Source organism: Agrobacterium sp. LEGMi-208b, from assembly GCF_059511785.1.
This window is the reverse complement of the sequence record NZ_CM183445.1, coordinates 1233210-1254583: the sequence shown is the minus strand read 5'-3', so window position 1 is coordinate 1254583 and position 21374 is coordinate 1233210. Positions and strand designations below refer to the sequence as shown.

The following is a 21374-nucleotide window of genomic DNA, read 5'->3' as shown; positions in this document are numbered from 1 at the left end:
CCCTCCACAAGCCTTTTCGAGGACGACAATGAACGCATTCAAGCCGCTGGTTTTCTCGGGCGTCCAGCCGACCGGCAATCTGCATCTCGGCAATTATCTCGGCGCGATCCGCAAATTCGTGGCGCTGCAGGAAGATAACGACTGCATCTATTGCGTCGTCGATATGCATGCCATCACCGCCCAGCTCGTTCACTCGGACCTGAAGGCGCAGACCCGCTCCATCGCGGCCGCCTTCATCGCAGCCGGCATCGACCCCGTGAAGCATATCGTCTTCAACCAGTCTGCCGTGCCGCAGCATGCGGAACTGGCATGGGTGTTCAACTGCGTGGCGCGCATCGGCTGGATGGAGCGCATGACGCAGTTCAAGGACAAGTCCGGCAAGAATGCCGAACAGGTCTCGCTCGGCCTGCTCGCCTATCCGAGCCTGATGGCCGCCGACATTCTCGTCTACCGCGCCACCCATGTGCCCGTTGGCGATGACCAGAAGCAGCATCTCGAACTCGCCCGCGATATCGCTCAGAAATTCAACATCGATTTCGGCGACCATATCCGCAGGGCGGGCCTCGGGCTCGACATCACGGTGGGCGATGAGCCGGTCCATGCCTATTTCCCGATGGTGGAGCCGCTGATCGGCGGACCGGCGCCGCGCGTCATGTCACTGAAGGACGGTACCAAGAAGATGTCGAAGTCCGATCCTTCCGACCTGTCACGCATCAACCTCATGGACGATGTCGACGCGATCTCGAAGAAGATCAAGAAGGCAAAGACCGATCCGGATGCGCTGCCGAGCGAAGTTGAAGGCCTGAAGGGTCGTCCCGAAGCCGAAAACCTCGTTGGCATCTATGCTGCCCTTTCCGACAGGACCAAGGCGGACGTTCTTTCCGAATTCGGCGGACAGCAATTCTCAGCCTTCAAGCCGGCCCTCGTCGAGCTTGCCGTCAATGTGCTGGCACCGGTCAACAACGAGATGCGCCGTCTTCTCGATGATCCGACCCATATCGACGCCATCCTCAGCCAAGGCGGTGAGCGGGCGCGTGCCATTGCCGAAAAGACGATGAACGAGGTGCGCGATATCATCGGCTTCCTGCGCTGACAGGTCGCTGCCGCGCGGATGCGGCGGGCGGTTTGCGCCTGCCGTGATTTGATATAATCTCCGCCCGAACCGTCGGGCGGTTTTGCGGATCACGGCGGACTTAGGGAGTGCGGAATGGTTTCAAAACGGCTGTCGCGTCTGGAAGGACATCGCCGCAAGTTTCTTGCTGTTATCGATGATACACCGGAATGCGAAAGGGCCGTGCATTATGCCGGTCGTCGCGCCAAGAACTCCAATGGCGGACTGGTGCTGCTTTACATGATCCCGGAAGGCGATTTCCAGCAATGGCTGGGCGTCGAGCAGATCATGCGGGCCGAAGCGCGCGAGGAAGCGGAAGCCACCCTCGCCAAGATCGCCCAGAAAGTGCGCGAAACCATCGGCATCGAGCCGGAAGCGGTGATCCGCGAAGGCAGCGCCACCGAGCAGATTCACGGGCTGATCGAGGAAGACCGCGATATAGCTATTCTCGTTCTGGCGGCAGGCTCGACAAAGGAAGGACCGGGACCGCTCGTCTCCTCCATCGCCGGACGCGGTGCCGCATTCCCCATTCCCGTCACGGTTCTGCCGGATACGTTGTCGGACGAGGAAATCGACGCGCTCTGCTGATCCGGGTCTCGGACAAGATTTAGGGGCTGACGATTTCTTGAATGTAATTATCATGTCAGGGCTTGAAGTGAAGCTTCGCCGGGCGTATTTTTTGGAAGAATTCTAAATTGCGGGGCGTGAACGGCGACCTCGAAGGAGACAGACGATGTTCATTCAAACGGAAGCCACGCCGAACCCCACGACGCTGAAGTTCCTGCCGGGCAAGGTGGTGCTGGAAAGTGGGACAGTGGAGTTTCTCAACCCTTCGCAGGCACAGGCCTCGCCGCTGGCGGAGCGCCTCTTCACGATTCCGGGTGTTACCGGCGTCTATTTCGGTTTCGATTTCATCACCGTCACCAAGGACGGTGCGGAATGGCAGCATCTGAAGCCCGCCATTCTCGGCTCGATCATGGAGCACTTCATGTCCGGTCGCCCGATCATGGGCACCGCAATCGCGGCGGAAGTGTCGGATGAGGAAGGCGAGTTCTTCGAAGAGGGTGACGAAACCATCGTCGCCACCATCAAGGAACTGCTGGATACCCGCGTTCGCCCCGCTGTGGCGCAGGATGGCGGCGATATCACCTTCCGCGGTTTCCGCGACGGCACGGTGTTCCTGAACATGAAGGGCGCCTGCTCGGGTTGCCCGTCCTCCACCGCCACGCTGAAGCACGGCGTTCAGAATCTGCTTCGCCATTTCGTGCCGGAAGTGCGCGAAGTCGAAGCGGTATGACGTTTTAAGCCAGGCCCCGCCATGATTGTTCTCGCACTCGACACGTCAGGCGTGGATTGTTCTGCCTGCGTTTATGACAGCGCCTCTGACAGGGTGCTCGGTGAGGTCTGTGAAACGATCGGCAAGGGCCATGCCGAAAGGCTGATGGCGGTGATCGACGGTGCCCTGCAGCAGGCGCAATTGCCGCTGCAGGACATCGAGCGCATCGCGGTGACCATCGGTCCGGGATCCTTCACCGGCATCCGCGTCGGCGTTGCCGCTGCGCGCGGTTTTGCCCTGTCGCTCGGTGTCGAGGCCGTCGGTGTTACCACGCTCGAGACGCTCGCCTTGCATCATCTGCTCGAAAATCCCGGCCGGCCCGTGGCCGTCGGGCTCGATGCCAAACGCGGCGAAACCTATTTACAGATATTCGGCGCGGATGGATCGCCGCGCAACGAGGCGGCGCTTTTGTCTGTGGAGGACGCCAAAGGTGTTCTCTTCGGTTTTGACGGTGCCGTCATTGGCTCTGCCGCACCGCTGTTTGCTGGAGAGGAAAGCGGGTCCGGGCCGGACCATTTCCCGATTTCCTCCGTCGCCCGTGCTGGCGCGCGCAAGCCGGCAGGCCAACGGAAACCCGCGCCGCTTTATCTGCGCGGGCCGGATGCCCGGCCACAGACCGGTTTTGCGCTGGCACGCCAGGACGTTGCCTGATACGGCATGGCATGAGTGCCTGCGACTGATTCCCGATACCCATGATGCCCGATACCCGCGATGTTTGACGATTACCTGAGCTGGAAACCCTATTTCGAGATCGTCCCGATGCAGCATGAGGATTGCGCCGCGGTCGCGGACCTGCATGCCCTGCGCTTTCCGCGTCCGTGGAATGACGGCGAGTTTTCGGGCCTGCTCACGCAAGGAGCGGTTTTTGGCGCCGTCGCCCGCCAGACCAACGCCTTTTTCAGCAAGCCCCTCGGCGGTTTCGTGCTGGCGCGGGAAGTGGCGGGCGAAGCGGAAATCCTCACCGTCGCCGTGGCCGACAAATTCGCGCGCGCCGGTCTCGGCTGGCGCCTGATGCAGTCGGCCATTCGCGAGGCGATGATGCGCGGGGCCGAAACCATGTTCCTTGAGGTGGACAATAACAATACCTCTGCACTGGGGCTCTATAAGAAGCTTGGCTTCAAGACGGTTGCGGAACGCAAGGCCTATTACACAGCCAAGGATGGAACAAAGTCGACGGCGCTTGTCATGCGCCGCGATCTTCGCTAGTTCCCTGCGACAGGCATTTTTTCGGCGAAAGCCGCAAACCGGAATTCTCAAAAGGCCAGAAGACGTGACAGACCTTTCGAAAACGCTGGAGGAGCTTTGTGCCGAACGCGGCATGCGGATGACGGATCAGCGCCGTGTCATCGCCCGCGTCCTTCAGGAATCAGCCGACCACCCCGATGTCGAGGAGCTTTACCGTCGCTCTTCCGCCGTGGACCCGCGCATCTCGATCTCCACCGTCTATAGAACGGTGAAGCTGTTCGAGGATGCCGGCATCATCGAGCGTCACGATTTTCGCGACGGCCGCTCGCGTTATGAAACCGTGCCCGAGGAACATCACGATCACCTGATCGATCTGAAGAACGGCGTGGTCATCGAATTCCATTCGGCCGAGATCGAGGCCCTTCAGGAAAAGATTGCCCGGGAACACGGCTTCAAGCTCGTGGATCACCGGCTGGAACTTTACGGCGTGCCATTGAAGCCCGGCGAACACTGAGACGCCGGTGAACAAGCGGGCGTTCCCATCATGATGTGGCTGCGGACAGCCTATATTGCGGTCGTTCTTCTGATCGTCACGCTCGTTTTGCTGCCGCTGCAACTCCTGGGGCTCGCCTTCGACTGGCGGCTGCGTCGCCGCATTCCGCGCATCTGGCATCGCATCGCCTGCCATGTTCTCGGCATCCGCGTGCATGTGCATGGGGATGTGGAGCGGGCAAAACCGCTGATGCTGGCGGTCAATCACGCATCGTGGAAGGATATCCTCGTTCTCGGCAGCATTGCCGACGTGGTGTTTATTGCCAAGACCGAGGTTCGTGACTGGCCGGTTTTCGGCTGGCTCGCCCGGCTGCAGAAAAGCATCTTCGTTCAGCGTGAACAGAAGCGCAGCACGGGCCAGCAGGTGGGTGAGATCGCCAGCCGCATGGCCGATGGCGAGATCGTCGTCCTTTTCCCCGAAGGCACGACCTCGGACGGCAACCGCATGCTGGCCGTCAAATCCTCCCTGTTCGGCGCCGCCTCCACCGCTGCCGAGCAGGTTCCGGGCAAGCTGGTCTACGTGCAGCCGGTCGCCATCGCCTATACGCGGGTGCAGGGCATGGCCATGGGCCGTTACCACCGGATCATTGCCGCCTGGCCGGGCAGCATCACGCTCGTGCCGCATCTGCTCGGTGTCATCAAGGCAGGCGCAATTGACGTCGACGTCACGTTTGGAGAAAGCGTTCCGTTTCACAGCGCTGACAACCGCAAGCGTCTTGCGACCGATATTGCCGCTGCCATCCGCTCGATGCTGGCCTTCAGCCTGCGCGGCGGCTGGCGGAAATAGAGCATCGGACCGAAATGTGTGCGCGGTTTTCGAGAAATCCGGTGCGTAAGCTAAACTCAAGAGCAACGGAATTACTCCGTTGCTCTGACATCCTCGCTTTTCCGGCATTTTTCTGTTTAATCTGGCTGTGAAAAACACTAGATAGCCGCCATGACCCAGGAAACGCTTGGCCTCGACGCCCCCCAGATGATCGCCCATGAGGGCTCGAACAGTCGAAAAGTCTTCATCAAGACCTACGGCTGTCAGATGAACGTCTATGATTCCGTCCGCATGAGCGATGCGCTGGCGAAGGATGGTTATGTTCAGACCGAAGACATGGGCGAGGCGGATCTGGTTCTCTTGAACACCTGTCACATCCGCGAAAAGGCGGCGGAAAAGGTTTATTCCGCGCTTGGCCGCCTGCGGGATATGAAGAAGTCACGCGAAGAGCAGGGCCGTGAATTCATGATCGGCGTTGCCGGCTGCGTTGCGCAGGCGGAAGGCGAGGAGATCCTGCGCCGTGCGCCCGCCGTCGATGTCGTTATCGGCCCGCAGACCTATCACCGCCTGCCGGATGCGCTGAAGCGGGTGCGCGGCGGTGAGCGCGTCATCGAGACCGAATATGCGGTGGAGGACAAGTTCGAGCATCTGCCGGTCGCCGAAAAGTCCACGCTGCGGACACGCGGCGTCACGGCGTTCCTGACAGTACAGGAAGGCTGCGACAAGTTCTGTACCTTCTGTGTCGTGCCCTATACGCGCGGCTCGGAAGTGTCGCGTCCCGTGCGCCAGATCGTCGATGAGGCGATGAAACTGGTGGATGCCGGCGTGCGCGAGATCACCCTGCTTGGCCAGAACGTCAATGCCTGGCAGGGCGAAGGCCCGAAGGGCGAAAAATGGGGTCTGGCCGAACTGCTCTACAGGCTGGCGGAAATTCCGGGCCTTGCGCGGCTTCGCTACACCACCAGCCACCCGCGCGACATGGACGAGCGCCTGATCGGCGCCCATCGCGATCTGCGCATTCTTATGCCCTATCTGCACCTGCCGGTGCAGTCCGGCTCGGATCGTATTCTGAAAGCGATGAACCGCCGCCATACGGGTGAGGAATATATCCAGCTCATCGAAAAAATCCGGAACGCCCGCCCTGATATTGCCATGTCGGGGGACTTTATTGTCGGTTTCCCCGGTGAGACGGATCGCGATTTCGAAGATACGATGGCGATGGTCGAGACGGTGAAATACGCGCAGGCCTTCTCGTTCAAATATTCCACCCGCCCCGGCACCCCGGGCGCCGATCTGACCGATCAGGTGGAGGAAGATGTGAAGGCCGAGCGGCTGGAACGATTGCAGGCCCTGTTGCTGCGGCAGCAGAAGGAATTTGCGGAATCGCTGGTCGGAAAAACCATGGATGTGCTGCTGGAAAAGCCTGGCCGCATGCCTGAGCAGTTGATAGGTCGCTCTCCATGGCTGCAATCCGTGAATCTTGATGCAAAGACGTTGAAAATCGGTGACATTGTTAATGTACGAATCACCGCAACGGGTCCAAACAGCTTGTTTGCCGAGGTGGCAGGGAGTTAGAGTGAGGAGCCGACACTGATTGGGACAGGAGCCTGACCGCTTGAACGCACACGAATTGGTATCAAATTCATCGCGCCAGCCACGCCAAGCCGCGACCGACGCCAATCACTTCGTCCTCACGTTCGAGAATAACAGGATAGCGGGCGAGCTATTCGGTCAGTTCGATCAGAACCTGAAGCTCCTGGAGCAGCGCCTCAATATCGACGCCCGCCCGCGCGGCAACTCCGTCGCCATCACCGGCGATGTCGTGGCTACCAATCAGGCACGCCGTGCGCTGGATTTCCTCTACGAACGTCTGCTCAAGGGCGGAACCGCCGAGGTCTCCGACGTGGAAGGCGCGATCCGCATGGCGATGGCCGCTGACGACCAGCTCACCTTGCCGACGATGGAGCGCAAGGCGAAGATTTCCATGGCGCAGATTTCCACCCGCAAGAAGACCATCGCTGCCCGCACGCCGACGCAGGATGTCTATATGCGGGCGCTGGAGCAATCCGAACTGGTTTTCGGCGTCGGCCCCGCCGGCACCGGCAAGACCTATCTGGCCGTGGCCCATGCCGCACAGCTTCTGGAACGCGGCGCGGTCGACCGTATCATCCTCTCACGCCCCGCCGTCGAAGCGGGCGAGCGTCTGGGCTTCCTGCCGGGCGACATGAAGGAAAAGGTCGATCCGTATCTCCGTCCGCTCTACGACGCGCTGTATGACATGATGCCGGGCGACAAGGTGGAGCGCGCCATTCAGGCGGGGGTCATCGAAATCGCGCCGCTCGCCTTCATGCGCGGACGTACCCTTGCCAATGCCGCCGTCATTCTGGACGAAGCCCAGAACACCACGACCATGCAGATGAAGATGTTCCTCACCCGTCTTGGTGAGAACGGCCGCATGATCGTGACCGGTGACCCGAGCCAGGTTGACCTGCCGCGTGGCGTGAAATCCGGTCTTGTCGAAGCCCTGCAGATACTTACCGATGTCGAAGGCGTATCCGTCGTGCGCTTCAAGGATGTCGATGTCGTCCGCCATCCGATGGTGGCGCGCATCGTCCGGGCTTACGAATCCCACACGGCCGTGCCGGATGAAAGCCTCGTGAAGGGCAACTGACGTAAGAAAATGACAGCTCTGGATATTCAAATCAGCGTCGAGGCCGAAGGCTGGTCCTCGGAAGAGGACTTGGCTGCCTTTGCCACCAAGGTCTTGGATGCGGCGGTCGATTTTCTGAAGCGGGAAGAGGAACAACCCTTTCCGAAAATGCCGGTCGAACTGTCTCTGGTCTTCACCGATGACGAAAATATCCGGGAAATCAATGCCGAATGGCGCGACAAGGACAAGGCGACCAATGTCTTGTCTTTCCCCGCTTTTCCGCTGGAACCGGGCGGAATGCCCGGCCCGATGCTGGGCGATATCGTCATCGCCCGCGAGACGGTTGAACGCGAGGCCCTTGAACTTGAGAAGAGTTTCGGGGATCATCTGACCCATCTTCTCGTTCATGGGTTCCTGCATTTGTTTGGTTATGACCACATGGACGAGGAAGAAGCGGAAGAAATGGAGTCGCTTGAGACTCGCATTTTGGCGGTGCTTGGCCTATCTGATCCCTACGCGGGTCAGGAACCGCTTTAAATATTGTCTGGAGCCATGAACGAACATTCTGCACGACCTGCCAATGAGGGCAGAGAAAACGGCGAGCAGTCCTCTTCGGAGGAGGGCAGTAGTCACTTACGTCAGGACTACAATGCCAAACCGAAATCGACCATCTGGTCGCGTATCGCACGGTTGCTGAAACCATCCCAGGGCGAACGCCTGCGCGAGGATCTGACCGACGCGCTGATGGCCGACACCGAAATCGGTGCCGCCTTTTCGCCCGAAGAACGGGCGATGCTGAACAATATCCTGCGTTTCCGCGAGGTCCGGGTCGAAGATATCATGATCCCGCGGGTCGATATCGACGGCCTTGATGAGAATATGACGATCGGCGACGCGCTGATCCTCTTCGAGGAAACCGGGCGTTCCCGTATGCCGGTTTATGACGAGACGCTGGATAATCCGAAGGGCATGATCCACATTCGCGATCTTCTGGCCTATGTCGCCAAGCAGGCGCGTAACAAACGCCGGGCGGGATCGCGCAGCGTTGCTTATGGCGAGGCGAAAGCGCCCCGTTCGCCACGGCCGAATTTTGATCTGGCGCGGGTGGATCTCGAGCAGACGGTCGCGGCTGCCGGGCTGGTGCGTAAAATTCTCTTCGCACCGCCCTCCATGCTGGCCTCCGACCTGTTGAAGACCATGCAGGCCCAGAGAACCCAGCTTGCGCTGGTGATTGACGAATATGGCGGCACCGACGGTCTCGTCAGCCACGAGGATATCGTCGAGATGGTCGTGGGCGATATCGATGACGAGCACGACAAGGACGAGGCGATGTTCTCCCGTCTTTCCGCCGATGTGCTCGTGGCGGATGCACGCGCGGAACTCACCGAACTTGCCGAGGCGATCGGGCCGGAATTCGATGTTCGTGAACATCTGGAGGAAATCGATACGCTCGGCGGTCTCATCTTCTTTGCGCTCGGCCGCATTCCGGCCAAGGGCGAGGTGGTTCGGGCCGTACCCGGTTTCGAGTTCCAAATCCTCGATGCGGATAGCCGGCGTATCAAGGGCGTCCGTATCGTCCGGGATCACGGCTCCGAAGGCGAAGATGATCGCGCTCCGGGCGAAGCGGGTGGCAATGAAGTGATTGCGCTGCCCGCTCCGGATGTGCGCCTTCTCACGCACCAGCAGAACGCCGATTAAGAAAGATCGACGGGGTTTTCCCCGTCGCGTCCACCTTTTGGCATATCAATCCAACAGGTATGAATGCCTGTGTTCGGCGTCGAAAAGAACACATGGCGCTTCGGTGGCAATGCCTCCTGTGGACTGCGAATCTTTTTTCCTTTACGTCGGGTCTGAGGGGAAATTCCGTGGCACGGCCTTGCCGGGAGCGGGCTTTTCCGGTCGCGCATAAACGGAGATGGCATGGAGCGTCTTGCAGGCAGGGTAATGCTGGCCGGCGGCATGAGCCGCGCAGTGATGGCGATTGCTGCGGGTGCGGTCGGGGCACTCGCTTTGCCTCCTTTCGGCTTTTTTTCAGCGCTGTTTTTCTCTTTCACCCTGCTTGTCTGGCTCGTGGATGGCTGCACGGGAAAGCCCGATGGCGGTCTCTTCAGCCGCATCCTGCCGGCTTTCGGCATCGGCTGGTGCTTCGGGCTCGGTTATTTCGTGGCCGGCCTGTGGTGGCTCGGCAATGCTCTCCTGCTGGAAGCGGATGAATTCGCCTGGGCGCTGCCGCTTGCCATCCTTGGCCTGCCCGCATTCCTGGCGCTGTTTTACGGTTTTGCCGTCGCTGCCGCCAATCTTCTCTGGTCGGATGGCCTTGGCCGCATAGCGGCGCTTGCTGCGGCCTTCGGCTTTTCGGAATGGCTGCGCAGTTTCCTCGCGACCGGCTTTCCCTGGAACGCCATCGGTTATGGCATCATGCCCATCCCGATCATGATGCAGTCGGCGCATCTGCTCGGTCTTTTCAGCATTACGACGCTCGCAGTTTTCATCTTCGCCTCGCCGGCGCTGATCGGTACGAAAAAAGGCATGGCACCGGGGCTGGCGCTGGCGGGTCTGCTGCTGGCCGCCCACTTCGGTTATGGCTTCTACCGCCTGCAGACACCAGCGGAGACACCGGCGGATGCCCTGACCGTCCGCATCGTGCAGCCCTCCATCGATCAATCCCGCAAGATGCTGAATGCCGACCGCACGGAGATTTTCGCAGAGCATCTGCGGTTGTCGGCCCTGCCGCCGGGCGAAGGGAAAAAACGCCCCGACGTCATCGTCTGGCCGGAAACCTCCGTACCGTTTATCCTGACGCAGAACCCGGATGCGCTCGCGGAAATTGCCAGAACACTCGAGGATGGCCAGGTGCTGTTCACCGGCGCCGTCAGGATGGAAGATCAGGGGGCAGGCCGACCGCCGCGTTATTACAATTCCGTCTATGCTATCGACAGCCAGGGCGAGATCATCGGTGCGACCGACAAGGTGCATCTCACTCCCTTTGGCGAATATGTCCCCTTTGAAGGCATCCTGCGGGAATTCGGCATCGACAATGTCATTGCCCTGCCTGGCGGGTTTTCCGCCGCCTCGTCGCGTACGCCACTCACGCTTCCTTCGGGTAAGACCTTCTATCCCCTGATCTGTTACGAGATCATTTTCCCGGGCGAGATGACGTCGGGTCTTCAGGGATCGGCGGCGATCCTCAATGTGACGAATGACGGCTGGTTTGGCGATACCCCCGGTCCCTACCAGCATTTTCTGCAGGCGAGGGTGCGCGCCGTTGAGACGGGCGTGCCGGTGATTCGCGGCGCCAATACCGGAATTTCCGCCGTCATAGACCCCTATGGCCGCATTATTGCCGGGCTGGACTATGGTCGGGTGGGAATTGTTGACGCCACTTTGAGTGGTGGGTCTAATGACGCATTTACTTACGACACACATCGGACGTATTTCTGGTTGATTTTTTCAATCTTGATGATCGTTGCGGTATTTCCCGCCTTGAGTTTCGCTCGGCGCCAGAATTGACCGGGAACCCCTGTAATTGCATAGTGAATACGTCAGTCGTAAAACAAGTTTAGACGCTGTCGAATTGCCGACTCATTTCTTCGAATAGTAATGAAGCGAGATATCAACCCTTTCCGAGTGTCAGGACCGCATGATGACCGAGAATAAGAAAAAGCCTAACCCCATCGACATTCATGTCGGAAGCCGAATTCGCCTTCGTAGAACCATGCTCGGAATGAGCCAGGAGAAGCTGGGTGAAAGTCTCGGAATTACCTTTCAGCAAATCCAGAAATATGAAAAAGGCACGAACCGCGTCGGCGCCAGCCGCCTCCAGAATATTTCCGCGATCCTCAATGTGCCCGTTTCCTTTTTTTTCGAAGATGCGCCCGGCGATCAGGCTGGCGGGGCAACCGGCATGGCCGAAGCGTCGAGTTCCAACTACGTGGTCGATTTTCTGTCCTCGGCTGAAGGTCTGCAGCTGAACCGGGCATTCGTGAAGATCGCAGACCCGAAGGTTCGCCGCCGCCTCGTCGACCTCGTCAAGGCGCTCGCCGCCGAGGGAGACGCCGAGTAAGCGCAGCCTCCGCAGCGCAGAAATTTCCGGCACGGGATGCCGGGCACTCAACGGTCCGCAAGGACCGTTTTTTTGTGTCTGATTAGAAAGGAATTCTCACATAAAGATATATTTATGTGGTTGTGTCCTTGTTTTTCGCGGCTGAAATGACTAACAAACTCGAAGACCGTTCTTTGAGGGGAATCCCGCATGCGTGCCAATTACCTGTTCACCAGCGAGTCCGTGGCCGAGGGTCATCCGGACAAGGTTTGTGATCGTATTTCCGATGAAATCGTGGATCTTATCTATCGCGAAGCGGCCAAGACGGGTGTTGACCCCTGGACCGTACGCATCGCCTGCGAAACGCTTGCGACGACCAACCGCGTCATCATCGCCGGTGAGGTTCGGGTTCCCGACACGCTTCTGAAGAAGGACAAGGACGGCAAGGTCGTCAAGGACGCCGCCGGCCACCCGGTCATCAATCCTTCCAAGTTCAAGTCCGCCGCCCGCAAGGCGATCCGCGACATCGGCTACGAGCAGGATGGTTTCCACTGGAAGACCGCCAAGATCGACGTTCTGCTGCATCCCCAGTCCGCGGATATCGCGCAGGGCGTGGACAGCGCCTCCGACAAGCAGGGCGACGAGGGTGCCGGCGACCAGGGCATCATGTTCGGTTACGCCTGCAAGGAAACACCGGATCTGATGCCGGCGCCGATCTATTATTCCCACCGCATCCTGCAGCTTCTCGCCACCGCCCGTAAGAGCGGCGAAGGCGAAGCGGCGAAACTCGGCCCCGACGCCAAGAGCCAGGTGACCGTTCGTTACGTCGACGGCAAGGCCTCGGAAGCCGTGTCCATCGTCCTGTCCACGCAGCATCTCGATGCAAGCTGGGATTCGAAGAAGGTTCGTGCCGTTGTCGAGCCCTATATCCGCGAAGCTCTGGGTGACCTGAAGATCGCTGACGATTGCCAGTGGTACATCAACCCGACCGGCAAGTTCGTCATCGGTGGTCCCGATGGCGATGCCGGTCTGACCGGCCGCAAGATCATCGTCGACACCTATGGCGGTGCCGCTCCCCATGGTGGTGGCGCATTCTCCGGCAAGGACACGACCAAGGTCGACCGTTCCGCCGCTTATGCCGCCCGTTACCTCGCCAAGAACGTCGTGGCTGCCGGCCTTGCAGAGCGCTGCACGATCCAGATCTCCTACGCGATCGGCATCGCCCAGCCCTTGTCGATCTATGTCGATCTGCATGGCACCGGCAAGGTCAGTGAAGATCAGGTCGAGGCCGCGATCCGCAAGGTCATGGACCTGTCGCCCTCGGGCATTCGTCGCCATCTCGATCTCAACAAGCCGATCTATGCCAAGACGTCTTCCTACGGCCATTTCGGCCGCAAGGCCGGCCGTGACGGCTCCTTCTCCTGGGAGAAGCTTGATCTGGTGAAGCCGCTCAAGGAAGCTTTGAGCGCCTAACACTTGTTATTTGTTGGCAATTGAGAGATACCGTCTGCACCTTTGTAACCCGCACAGTGCCTCATCTGGCGCTGTGCGGGTTAAGTCTATTTGTTCTTGAGAGTATGAGATGACGGAAGAACGGCGTTCGCGCGCGACGGAAGCGTTTTTTGGCAGGCGCAAGGGCAAACCCCTGCGCAATCAGCAGGTCGATACGATTGAGAACCTGCTGCCTTTGCTGAAAATCGATCTGGAAAGCGTGCCCCCGCAAAATCTCGTTGCTCTTTTTCCTGCGGATGTACGATCGATCCGTCTGGAGATCGGTTTCGGCGGCGGCGAGCATCTTGCGCACCGCGCGGTCGAAAATCCCGAAACGGGTTTCATCGGCGTCGAGCCCTTCGTGAATTCCATGGCCAAGCTGCTTGCCACCGTTCGCGAGCGCGAGCTGATGAATATCCGCCTTTACGACGATGACGCGACACAGCTGCTGGATTGGTTGCCCGAGGGGTCGATCGATCACATCGATCTGCTTTATCCCGATCCGTGGCCGAAGAAGAAGCACTGGAAGCGCCGTTTCGTCTCCGACGTCAATCTCGCCCGTTTCCATCGTGTGTTGAAACCCGGCGGCAAGTTCTGCTTTGCGTCGGATATCGATACTTATGTCAACTGGACGCTGCAGCATTGCGCCCGGCATGGCGGTTTTGAATGGACGGCGACAAGCGCTGACGACTGGCGCACGCCCTATGCCAACTGGCCGGGCACCCGTTACGAGAACAAGGCAAAAAGAGAAGGCCGCAGTTCGGCCTATCTCACCTTCATCCGTCGCTAAAGCATTGCCAGCGAAACGGCGTAGCGGTTCTACATCCGGAAAATGCGCTAACGGCCGATCCCTTAGAGCGCTGCGTCCACTTCCGCTGCCAGCGGAATGGAGGGCTGCGCACCGGCGCGCGTGCAGGCAAGCGAACCCGCAACGGCGGCGCGCTTCAGCGCCGTTTCGAAATCCATCCCCTGATCGAGGCTGGCGGCGAGATAACCGCAGAAGGTATCGCCCGCACCGACCGTGTCGACCGGCTCGATCTTGAGGCCGGAGGCCCTGTAGACCCTGCTGTTGCGCATGGCGATCACGCCATCCGCACCAAGTGTGACGATCAATGTCTGACCGGTCCTGTCATGCAGGGTCTTGAGTTCATTTTCCCGCTCGGAGGCGGAAAGTCCGTTCTTGCCGATCAACAGTTCGAACTCGGTTTCATTGGCAATGACAATATCGGCGAGGCCGGCAAGGCGGGGCGCGTCAGACGTCAATGGTGCGGTATTGATCACGGTGGTGATGCGCTTTGCCTTTGCAGCCGTCAGCGCCGCTTCGATGGCAGGCGCGGGAATCTCGAACTGCAACATCAGAATATCGCCCGTAGCCATCTCTGATATTGTCCTTGCAGCGTCCGAGGCGGAAACTTCGCCATTGGCGGCGGGAATGACCGAGATCATGTTCTCTCCGCCTTCACCGATCAGGATCACCGCCGTTCCCGTTGGGCCGGGTGCGGTTTTGACCAATGACAGATCGGTACCTGCATCGCGCAGCAAGGTCAGCGCCGGTGCGGCAAATGTGTCATCGCCCGCAGCGCCCGCCATCTTGACGGTGGCGCCTGCACGCCGCGCGGCCAGCGCCTGATTGGCGCCTTTGCCGCCGGCAGCCGTGGAGAAGGTCTCACCGGTCACGGTTTCACCGGGCTTGGGCAGGCGTTTGGCGGTGGCGACGAGGTCCATGTTGATGGAGCCGAAAACAGTAATCATGGGGCGCTGGGTCCGTATGAAATTTGAGCAAGGCGGCGACTTTGCCCGAGACGATCACTCGTCGTCAACTACCCGCAATTTTGCTGCACCGGCTCTGTTTTCCGCAAAGCGACGGGCCTGCTCGATTTCCCCATGCGGAGCCTCTTTTTCCGTCGGCGAGAAATCAAGTCCTTCGATCTTCTGGCCGCGCGCCAGCACCTTGTCGGAGGAGATCAGCATCATGTCGATGTCTTTCTGCGCCAGCCCGAAATGGGCCTGCAGCTTGCGCGTCCGGTCGTCCAGCCGCCGCACATCGTCCATGAGAAGGGCGACCTCGCCCTGAATGAGATGCGCCTGTTCACGCATGCGCTGGTCTTTCAAAACCGACTGGATGACCTGCACCGACAGCATCAGCAGCGATGGCGAAACGATGACGACGCGGGCGCGGTGGGCGCGCTGCACCAGATATTCGAAATGCTGATGAATATCGGCGAAGATCGACTCCGATGGCACAAAGATGAAGGCCGTATCCTGGGTCTCGCCGCGAATGAGGTACTTCTCCGCGACGTCGCGAATATGCACCTCCATATCGCGGCGGAACTGCTGCACGGCGGCGCGTTTGGTTTCCGGCGTCTCATCCGCCTTGATGGCGTTCCATGCCTCCAGCGGAAACTTGGCGTCGATGACGAGCGGCGGTGCATTGTTCGGCATTTTGATGGTGCAATCCGGCCGGTAGCCGTTGGAAAGCGTCGGTTGCAGCTGGAAGGCCCCGTGGGGAAGCGCATCGGCGATCAACGTTTCCATCCGCGCCTGTCCGAAAGCGCCACGCGTCTGTTTGTTGGAAAGGATGGCCTGCAGCCCGACCACGTCTTTCGCCAAATCCTGAATATTGCCCTGTGCGGCATCGATGACAGCCAGGCGTTCCTGCAGGCGGCTCAGATTCTCATGGGTCGACCGGGTCTGCTCCGTCAGCGTTTCGCCAAGGCGCTGTGACATGCCGTCAAGGCGCTGGTTCAGCGTCTGGCTCATCTCGGTCTGGCGGGTGCCAAGCGTTTCCGCCATGGCCGCGATCCGGCCATGCAATTCGGACTGTGTTTTCAGAAGATCGGAGATTTCACCGTCGGCTCCCGCTTTTTTTGCGCGGTTTGTCGTGACCAGCCATGTGATGACCAGACCGAAAACCAGAGCCGCGAGCAGCGCGCCGAAGCTGATATCGACGGAGCCCGCGCGGAGTGCGGGGGTAAGGAGAACGGAGAAATCTATGTTCATGATTAAATCTAGCAGATTTCCAATGATTCGGAAGATCAAAACAAGAACATTCCTGCGGCGGAAATGAGTCGAATGCGGTGGACAACGCAGGCCGTTTTCACCCTCGTGTTTTTTATTTCCTCGGCGCGAGAGATACGTTATGGGAAGCCATGACCATCAAACCGCTTATCATTTTGCCCGATCCCGTGCTGCGCCAGCAATCGAAACCCATCGAACAGGTGGATGCCGAGGTGCTGCGCCTTGCCGACGACATGCTCGAAACCATGTATGATGCGCCGGGTATCGGCCTCGCCGCCATTCAGATCGGCGTGCCGCGCCGCATGCTGGTGATCGACGTTGCGCGTGAAGGCGAGGAAAAGACCCCGATCGTCTTCATCAATCCCGAAATCCTCAAGGTGTCGGACGATGTCTCGACCTATGAGGAAGGTTGCCTCTCCATTCCCGATTATTATGCCGAGGTCGAGCGTCCCGCGTCGCTCACCGTGCAATATGTCGGCCGTGACGGCAAGCAGCAGACGGTCGAGGCGGATGGCCTGCTCGCAACCTGCCTGCAGCACGAGATCGATCACCTGAACGGCGTTCTCTTCATCGATCATATTTCGCGGCTGAAGCGCGACATGGTCATCAAGAAATTCACGAAAGCGGCCCGCGCAAAGATCTGATCCTTCCCCTTTGGGAGATGGAACGGAAAACAGGGCAGGGGGCGACGATGGCTCTTCGCATCATTTTTATGGGCACGCCGGATTTTTCCGTTCCCACCCTGCGTGCACTGGTGGAGGCGGGCCACGAGATCGTGGCCGTCTACACCCAGCCGCCGCGTCCCGGCGGCCGCCGTGGTCTCGATCTGCAGAAGTCACCGGTGCATCAGGCCGCCGAGCTTCTGGGCCTGCCTGTGCTGACGCCGGTGAACTTCAAGGCAGAGGAAGACCGCCAGCAATTCCGGGACTTCAATGCCGATGTCGCGGTTGTCGTGGCTTACGGTCTGCTGCTGCCGGAAGCGATCCTCAGCGGCACGCGCCTTGGCTGTTACAATGGTCACGCCTCCCTGCTGCCACGCTGGCGCGGTGCTGCACCCATCCAGCGGGCGATCATGGCCGGCGATGCCGAGACCGGCATGATGGTCATGAAAATGGAAAAGGGGCTCGATACCGGCCCCGTCGCGCTCACCGCCAAGATCGCAATCGGCGAGAATATGACGGCTGGCGAATTGCATGACAGCCTGATGCTGGCCGGCGCGCGGCTGATGCGGCAGGCGATGGACAAGCTGGAAGCCAGTGACCTGCCTCTCGTCACCCAGGCGGAAGAGGGCGTTCTCTACGCTGCAAAGATCGACAAGGGCGAAACCCGCATCGATTTTTCAAGGCCAGCGCAGGATGTGCACAATCACATTCGCGGCCTTTCGCCGTTTCCCGGCGCCTGGCTGGAGATGGATATCGGCGGCAAAGCCGAGCGCGTGAAGGTTCTGGCCTCCGAGCTGGCTGGCGGCATGGGAGAAGCGGGTGCGGCGCTGGATGATGCGCTCACCATTGCCTGCGGCAGCGATGCCGTGCGGCTCACCCGCTTGCAGAAGGCGGGCGGCAAGCCGATGTCGGCCGCCGATTTCGTGCGCGGTACGCCGATTCCGGCGACAACGAGGCTCGGCTGATGCCACGTTTCCGCATGACCGTCGAATATGACGGCACGCCCTATTACGGCTGGCAGAGACAGGAAAACGGCCCTTCGGTTCAGGGTGCTTTGGAAGCTGCTGTCCGGTCGTTGACGGGAGAGAGCGTTTCCATTCGCGGCGCCGGCCGCACCGATTCCGGCGTGCATGCCGTCGGGCAGGTCGTCCACGTCGATCTTTCCCGAGACTGGGAACCCTACAAGCTTCGTAACGCGCTCAATGCGCATCTCGCCATGGCCGGGGAGGCCGTGGCAGTGCTGGATACCGCTTCCGTGACCGAGGATTTCGACGCCCGGTTTTCCGCTCTTCGTCGGCACTACCTCTACCGCATCATCTGCCGCAAGGCTCGGCTGGCGCTGGAGCACAAGCGGGCATGGTGGGTGTCGAAGGACATGGATCATGAGCGCATGCATGAAGCCGCGCAGATGCTCGTCGGCCGGCATGATTTCACCACCTTCCGTTCCGTGCATTGTCAGGCGAAAAGCCCGGTGCGTACGCTCGACCGGCTGGATGTGACGCGCACCGGCGATCTCATCGAGATACGTGCGACCGCGCAGAGCTTCCTGCATAACCAGATCCGCTCTTTCGCGGGCACGCTGAAACTGGCGGGCGAAGGCACGATGACGCCGGAGGATGTGCGTGTCGCACTGGAGGCGCGGGATCGCAAGGCCTGCGGCCCTGTCGCGCCGCCGGACGGTCTTTATTTCATGCAGGTCGATTATCCCGACGTCATTCCGCCGCGTCGTCGGTACCCTGACGTCGATATGGCTGAGGATACAGACTGACCTTTAAAACCCAAGGCCGGTTCTCAGGCGGGGTAAACGCCGAGAAACCGCTGCAGCGCTTCCGACAGAAGCATGCCGGGCACCAGCAGCGTCATGACGATGGCCGAGACGAGCAGCGACTGGTCGCGGATGAAGAAGCGTACGATCCGCGAGAAGGCGAAGACCAGCGACAGAAGCAGCGCCAGCCACAGAATGGCGATCAGCCCCTGCAAGGGTGGCAGGAAGAATGCGATCAGTATCAGAACCGCATAGGCGTAGGAAAATGGCAGCGACAGCCAGTTCATGGTGGTGACGAGCGGCGCGAATTTTTCCCGTGCGCCGAAGGCAAAGAGCAGCATGCCGATCAACAGCAGCGGTACGATCCAGCAGATGGCCTCGACCATCGCCAGACGGAAGAAAAAGATGAAGCCCGTTCCGGTGCCGGGCGGATAGCTGGCGAGGAAGGCGGCGCGCAGCCACAGCCAGGAAACCAGCATGGCGGGCAGGCACCACAGCGCCGAATAGAAGGACCGCCACATGCCGCGCTCGGAGAGGTCCAGATAACGTGCGCCATTGTGGTCGCTAAGTAGCAGAAGCCACAGGCCCGTCAGATAGAGCCTTACTTCACTTGCCGTCGGCATGGGCGAACCAGCGTTCGATAAAGGTCTCGTAAATCCGCGTCAGCGTCTCCAGATCGGCAACCGCCACGCGTTCGTCGACCATATGCATGGTTTGTCCGACGAGGCCGAACTCCACCACCGGGCAATAATCCTTGATGAAACGCGCATCCGAGGTGCCGCCGGTGGTCGAAAGCTTGGGCTCCTTGCCGGTAACGGCCTCCACCGCGCCGGAAAGCGAGGAGATGAGCGCATTGTTGCGGGTCAGGAATACATGGGCCGGACGGTCCGCCCAGACGATGTCGTATTTCACCGGTGAACGGTCGGGGCGAAGCTCACCTTCGGCCGCGGCGGCATCGAGGCGGCGGATGATTTCCGCCCGAAGGCTTTCTGCAGTCCACGTATCGTTGAAACGGATGTTGAAGGAGGCCGTCGCCCGCGCCGGGATCACATTGGTGGCGGCATTGCCGGTATCGACGGTCGTCACTTCCAGGTTGGAAGGCTGGAAATTATCGGTGCCGTGATCGAAGGGCGGATGCATCAGCGCATGGGTGAGCTGCAACAAGCCGCGAATGGGGTTGTCGGCGAGATGCGGATAGGCGGCGTGTCCCTGCACGCCATGGACCGTGATGCGGCCGGAGAGTGACCCCCGGCGGCCGATCTTTATCATGTCGCCCAGCTGGTCGGGATTGGTCGGTTCGCCCACCACGCAGGCGTCCCACGTCTCGCCCTTGGCGGCTGCCCATTCCAGCAGCTTGGAGGTGCCGTTGATCGACGGGCCTTCCTCATCGCCTGTAATCAGGAAGGAGACGGAGCCCTGCGGCTTGCCGTGTTTTTCGATATGGCGGGCGATGGCGGCAACGAAACAGGCAATACCGCCCTTCATGTCCACCGCACCGCGACCGTACATTTCGCCGCCGGCGATTTCGGCCGCAAAGGGCGGATGGCTCCAGGCGGCCTCGTCGCCAACGGGAACAACATCCGTATGGCCCGCAAACATCAGATGCGGACCCTCGGTGCCGAGCCGGGCATAGAGATTTTCCACGTCAGGCGTTTCCGCCTCGCTCGCCACCATCCTGTCCACCCGGAAGCCAAGCGGCGAAAGCAGGGTATCGAGCAGGGAAAGCGCGCCGCCTTCCGCAGGCGTCACCGAAGGGCAACGGATGAGGGCGGCGAGATTGGCAACGGGATCGGTCGTGGTCATGGTATCAGCTTTTATCAGTCGCGCAGAAGCTCGTTGATGCCGGTCTTGGAGCGGGTCTTTTCATCGACGCGCTTGACGATCACGGCGCAATAAAGGCTCGGGCCGGGTTCGCCGTTCGGGAAAGGCTTGCCCGGCATGGTGCCGGCAACGACGACGGAATAGGGCGGTACTTCGCCATAGGTGATCTCGCCGGTGGCGCGGTCGACGATCTTGGTCGACTTGCCGATGAACACGCCCATGCCGAGAACCGCGCCTTCGCGCACGATGCAGCCTTCAACAACTTCCGAACGGGCGCCGATGAAGCAATTATCCTCGATGATGGTCGGGCCGGCCTGCAGCGGCTCCAGAACGCCGCCGATGCCGACGCCGCCCGAAAGATGCACGTTCTTGCCGATCTGCGCGCAGGAGCCGACGGTCGCCCAGGTATCGACCATCGTGCCTTCATCGACATAGGCACCGAGATTGACGAAGGAGGGCATCAGGACCACGTTCTTGGCAACATAGGCGGAGCGGCGCACGACGGCATTAGGCACGGCGCGGAAACCGGCGGCCCGGAACTGGTTTTCACCCCAGTTTTCAAACTTCGACGGCACCTTGTCCCACCAGGTGGATTCGCCCGGTCCGCCGGTCACGATCTCCATATCGTTCAGGCGGAAGGACAGAAGCACGGCCTTTTTCAGCCACTGGTTCACCTTCCAGTTCCCGTCAGCCTGCTTTTCGGCCACGCGTGCCTTGCCGCTATCGAGAAATTGAAGAGATGTGTCCACGGCGTCGCGAACCTCGCCCTTCGTCGATACGTTCACACCATCGCGGTTGTCGAAGGCGGTTTCGATGATGGTTTCGAGGGAGGTGAGATCCGTAAGGCTCATGGAAAATTCCTTAAAGTCGCGTGGTGTTCGTGGTCACGGATGGTGCCGCGCCGCTGGAAGGCTTTGGTCATTTGATCTAAGGGAGTGTTGGAAAGGCGTCAATGTGATTTGGGTGATTTGGCGC

General features: G+C 60.1%; 23 protein-coding genes. 18 read left to right on the top strand and 5 right to left on the bottom strand.

Annotated elements, in window-relative coordinates:
• Nucleotides 1-28 precede the first annotated feature (28 nt).
• From trpS to trmB, 15 genes are all read left to right on the top strand, one after another.
• Nucleotides 29-1093 carry a tryptophan--tRNA ligase gene (gene trpS, locus AC5YUO_RS06230; RefSeq protein WP_496154626.1) on the top strand — a complete coding sequence of 355 codons (1065 nt, stop codon included), beginning with the start codon at nt 29-31 and terminating at the stop codon, nt 1091-1093.
• A 114-nt stretch (nt 1094-1207) separates the two neighbouring features.
• Nucleotides 1208-1699: a universal stress protein gene (locus AC5YUO_RS06225; protein WP_003503758.1), complete on the top strand. Its 492-nt coding sequence runs from the start codon at nt 1208-1210 to the stop codon at nt 1697-1699.
• A 145-nt stretch (nt 1700-1844) separates the two neighbouring features.
• The gene (locus AC5YUO_RS06220; protein ID WP_400818768.1) at nt 1845-2408 is read left to right on the top strand and encodes a NifU family protein; all 564 of its coding nucleotides are present in this window, start codon (nt 1845-1847) and stop codon (nt 2406-2408) included.
• A gap of 21 nt (nt 2409-2429) precedes the next feature.
• Nucleotides 2430-3098 (top strand): tRNA (adenosine(37)-N6)-threonylcarbamoyltransferase complex dimerization subunit type 1 TsaB, encoded by a 669-nt coding sequence (gene tsaB, locus AC5YUO_RS06215; protein ID WP_496154624.1) that lies wholly within the window; start codon nt 2430-2432, stop codon nt 3096-3098.
• A gap of 60 nt (nt 3099-3158) precedes the next feature.
• On the top strand, nt 3159-3653 hold the full coding sequence (locus AC5YUO_RS06210) for a GNAT family N-acetyltransferase (RefSeq protein WP_496154623.1): 495 nt from the start codon (nt 3159-3161) through the stop codon (nt 3651-3653).
• Between the two features lie 64 nt (nt 3654-3717).
• Nucleotides 3718-4146, top strand: a complete 429-nt coding sequence (locus AC5YUO_RS06205) for a Fur family transcriptional regulator (protein ID WP_003503749.1) — start codon at nt 3718-3720, stop codon at nt 4144-4146.
• A gap of 30 nt (nt 4147-4176) precedes the next feature.
• Nucleotides 4177-4971: a lyso-ornithine lipid O-acyltransferase gene (olsA, locus tag AC5YUO_RS06200; RefSeq protein ID WP_400818762.1), complete on the top strand. Its 795-nt coding sequence runs from the start codon at nt 4177-4179 to the stop codon at nt 4969-4971.
• A gap of 150 nt (nt 4972-5121) precedes the next feature.
• On the top strand, nt 5122-6525 hold the full coding sequence (gene miaB / locus AC5YUO_RS06195) for a tRNA (N6-isopentenyl adenosine(37)-C2)-methylthiotransferase MiaB (protein WP_496154622.1): 1404 nt from the start codon (nt 5122-5124) through the stop codon (nt 6523-6525).
• Nucleotides 6526-6565: 40 nt separating this feature from the next.
• A complete protein-coding gene (locus tag AC5YUO_RS06190; protein ID WP_400818757.1) occupies nt 6566-7621 on the top strand; it encodes a PhoH family protein in 1056 nt (351 codons plus the stop codon).
• A gap of 9 nt (nt 7622-7630) precedes the next feature.
• Nucleotides 7631-8137 carry an rRNA maturation RNase YbeY gene (ybeY, locus tag AC5YUO_RS06185; protein ID WP_400818754.1) on the top strand — a complete coding sequence of 169 codons (507 nt, stop codon included), beginning with the start codon at nt 7631-7633 and terminating at the stop codon, nt 8135-8137.
• Between the two features lie 15 nt (nt 8138-8152).
• Complete coding sequence (locus AC5YUO_RS06180; RefSeq protein WP_496154621.1) at nt 8153-9298, top strand: hemolysin family protein; 1146 nt, start codon at nt 8153-8155, stop codon at nt 9296-9298.
• Nucleotides 9299-9520: 222 nt separating this feature from the next.
• A complete protein-coding gene (gene lnt, locus AC5YUO_RS06175) occupies nt 9521-11110 on the top strand; it encodes an apolipoprotein N-acyltransferase (protein ID WP_496154620.1) in 1590 nt (529 codons plus the stop codon).
• Between the two features lie 133 nt (nt 11111-11243).
• Nucleotides 11244-11663, top strand: a complete 420-nt coding sequence (locus AC5YUO_RS06170) for a helix-turn-helix domain-containing protein (RefSeq protein WP_404499427.1) — start codon at nt 11244-11246, stop codon at nt 11661-11663.
• Nucleotides 11664-11852: 189 nt separating this feature from the next.
• The gene (gene metK, locus AC5YUO_RS06165) at nt 11853-13115 is read left to right on the top strand and encodes a methionine adenosyltransferase (RefSeq protein WP_496154619.1); all 1263 of its coding nucleotides are present in this window, start codon (nt 11853-11855) and stop codon (nt 13113-13115) included.
• 109 nt (nt 13116-13224) lie between these two features.
• Nucleotides 13225-13923, top strand: a complete 699-nt coding sequence (trmB, locus tag AC5YUO_RS06160; protein WP_006310208.1) for a tRNA (guanosine(46)-N7)-methyltransferase TrmB — start codon at nt 13225-13227, stop codon at nt 13921-13923.
• A 62-nt stretch (nt 13924-13985) separates the two neighbouring features.
• Here the strand turns inward: trmB and AC5YUO_RS06155 are convergent, their stop codons facing one another.
• Both AC5YUO_RS06155 and AC5YUO_RS06150 read right to left on the bottom strand, forming a co-directional pair.
• Nucleotides 13986-14885 (bottom strand): ribokinase, encoded by a 900-nt coding sequence (locus tag AC5YUO_RS06155; protein WP_496154618.1) that lies wholly within the window; start codon nt 14883-14885, stop codon nt 13986-13988.
• Nucleotides 14886-14939: 54 nt separating this feature from the next.
• On the bottom strand, nt 14940-16133 hold the full coding sequence (locus AC5YUO_RS06150) for a DNA recombination protein RmuC (protein WP_496154616.1): 1194 nt from the start codon (nt 16131-16133) through the stop codon (nt 14940-14942).
• Nucleotides 16134-16282: 149 nt separating this feature from the next.
• Between AC5YUO_RS06150 and def the strand changes: the two genes are divergently transcribed.
• From def to truA, 3 genes are read left to right on the top strand one after another with little or no spacing between them, the layout of a single operon-like run.
• Nucleotides 16283-16795: a peptide deformylase gene (gene def / locus AC5YUO_RS06145; RefSeq protein ID WP_496154615.1), complete on the top strand. Its 513-nt coding sequence runs from the start codon at nt 16283-16285 to the stop codon at nt 16793-16795.
• Between the two features lie 47 nt (nt 16796-16842).
• Nucleotides 16843-17778 (top strand): methionyl-tRNA formyltransferase, encoded by a 936-nt coding sequence (gene fmt / locus AC5YUO_RS06140; protein WP_496154614.1) that lies wholly within the window; start codon nt 16843-16845, stop codon nt 17776-17778.
• Complete coding sequence (gene truA, locus AC5YUO_RS06135) at nt 17778-18581, top strand: tRNA pseudouridine(38-40) synthase TruA (protein WP_496154613.1); 804 nt, start codon at nt 17778-17780, stop codon at nt 18579-18581. Before fmt ends, truA begins: the two co-directional genes overlap by 1 nt.
• A gap of 23 nt (nt 18582-18604) precedes the next feature.
• Here truA and AC5YUO_RS06130 read toward each other — a convergent pair whose 3' ends face one another.
• Genes AC5YUO_RS06130 through dapD form a run of 3 tightly spaced genes read right to left on the bottom strand, consistent with a single transcriptional unit; the run spans nt 18605 to nt 21250 of the window.
• Nucleotides 18605-19201 (bottom strand): hypothetical protein, encoded by a 597-nt coding sequence (locus AC5YUO_RS06130; protein ID WP_496154612.1) that lies wholly within the window; start codon nt 19199-19201, stop codon nt 18605-18607.
• Nucleotides 19185-20381, bottom strand: coding sequence for a succinyl-diaminopimelate desuccinylase (gene dapE / locus AC5YUO_RS06125; protein WP_496154611.1), 1197 nt, complete (start codon nt 20379-20381; stop codon nt 19185-19187). The genes AC5YUO_RS06130 and dapE overlap by 17 nt, the downstream gene beginning before the upstream one ends.
• Before the next feature lie 14 nt (nt 20382-20395).
• On the bottom strand, nt 20396-21250 hold the full coding sequence (gene dapD, locus AC5YUO_RS06120) for a 2,3,4,5-tetrahydropyridine-2,6-dicarboxylate N-succinyltransferase (RefSeq protein ID WP_496154610.1): 855 nt from the start codon (nt 21248-21250) through the stop codon (nt 20396-20398).
• Between the last annotated feature and the right edge of the window lie 124 nt (nt 21251-21374).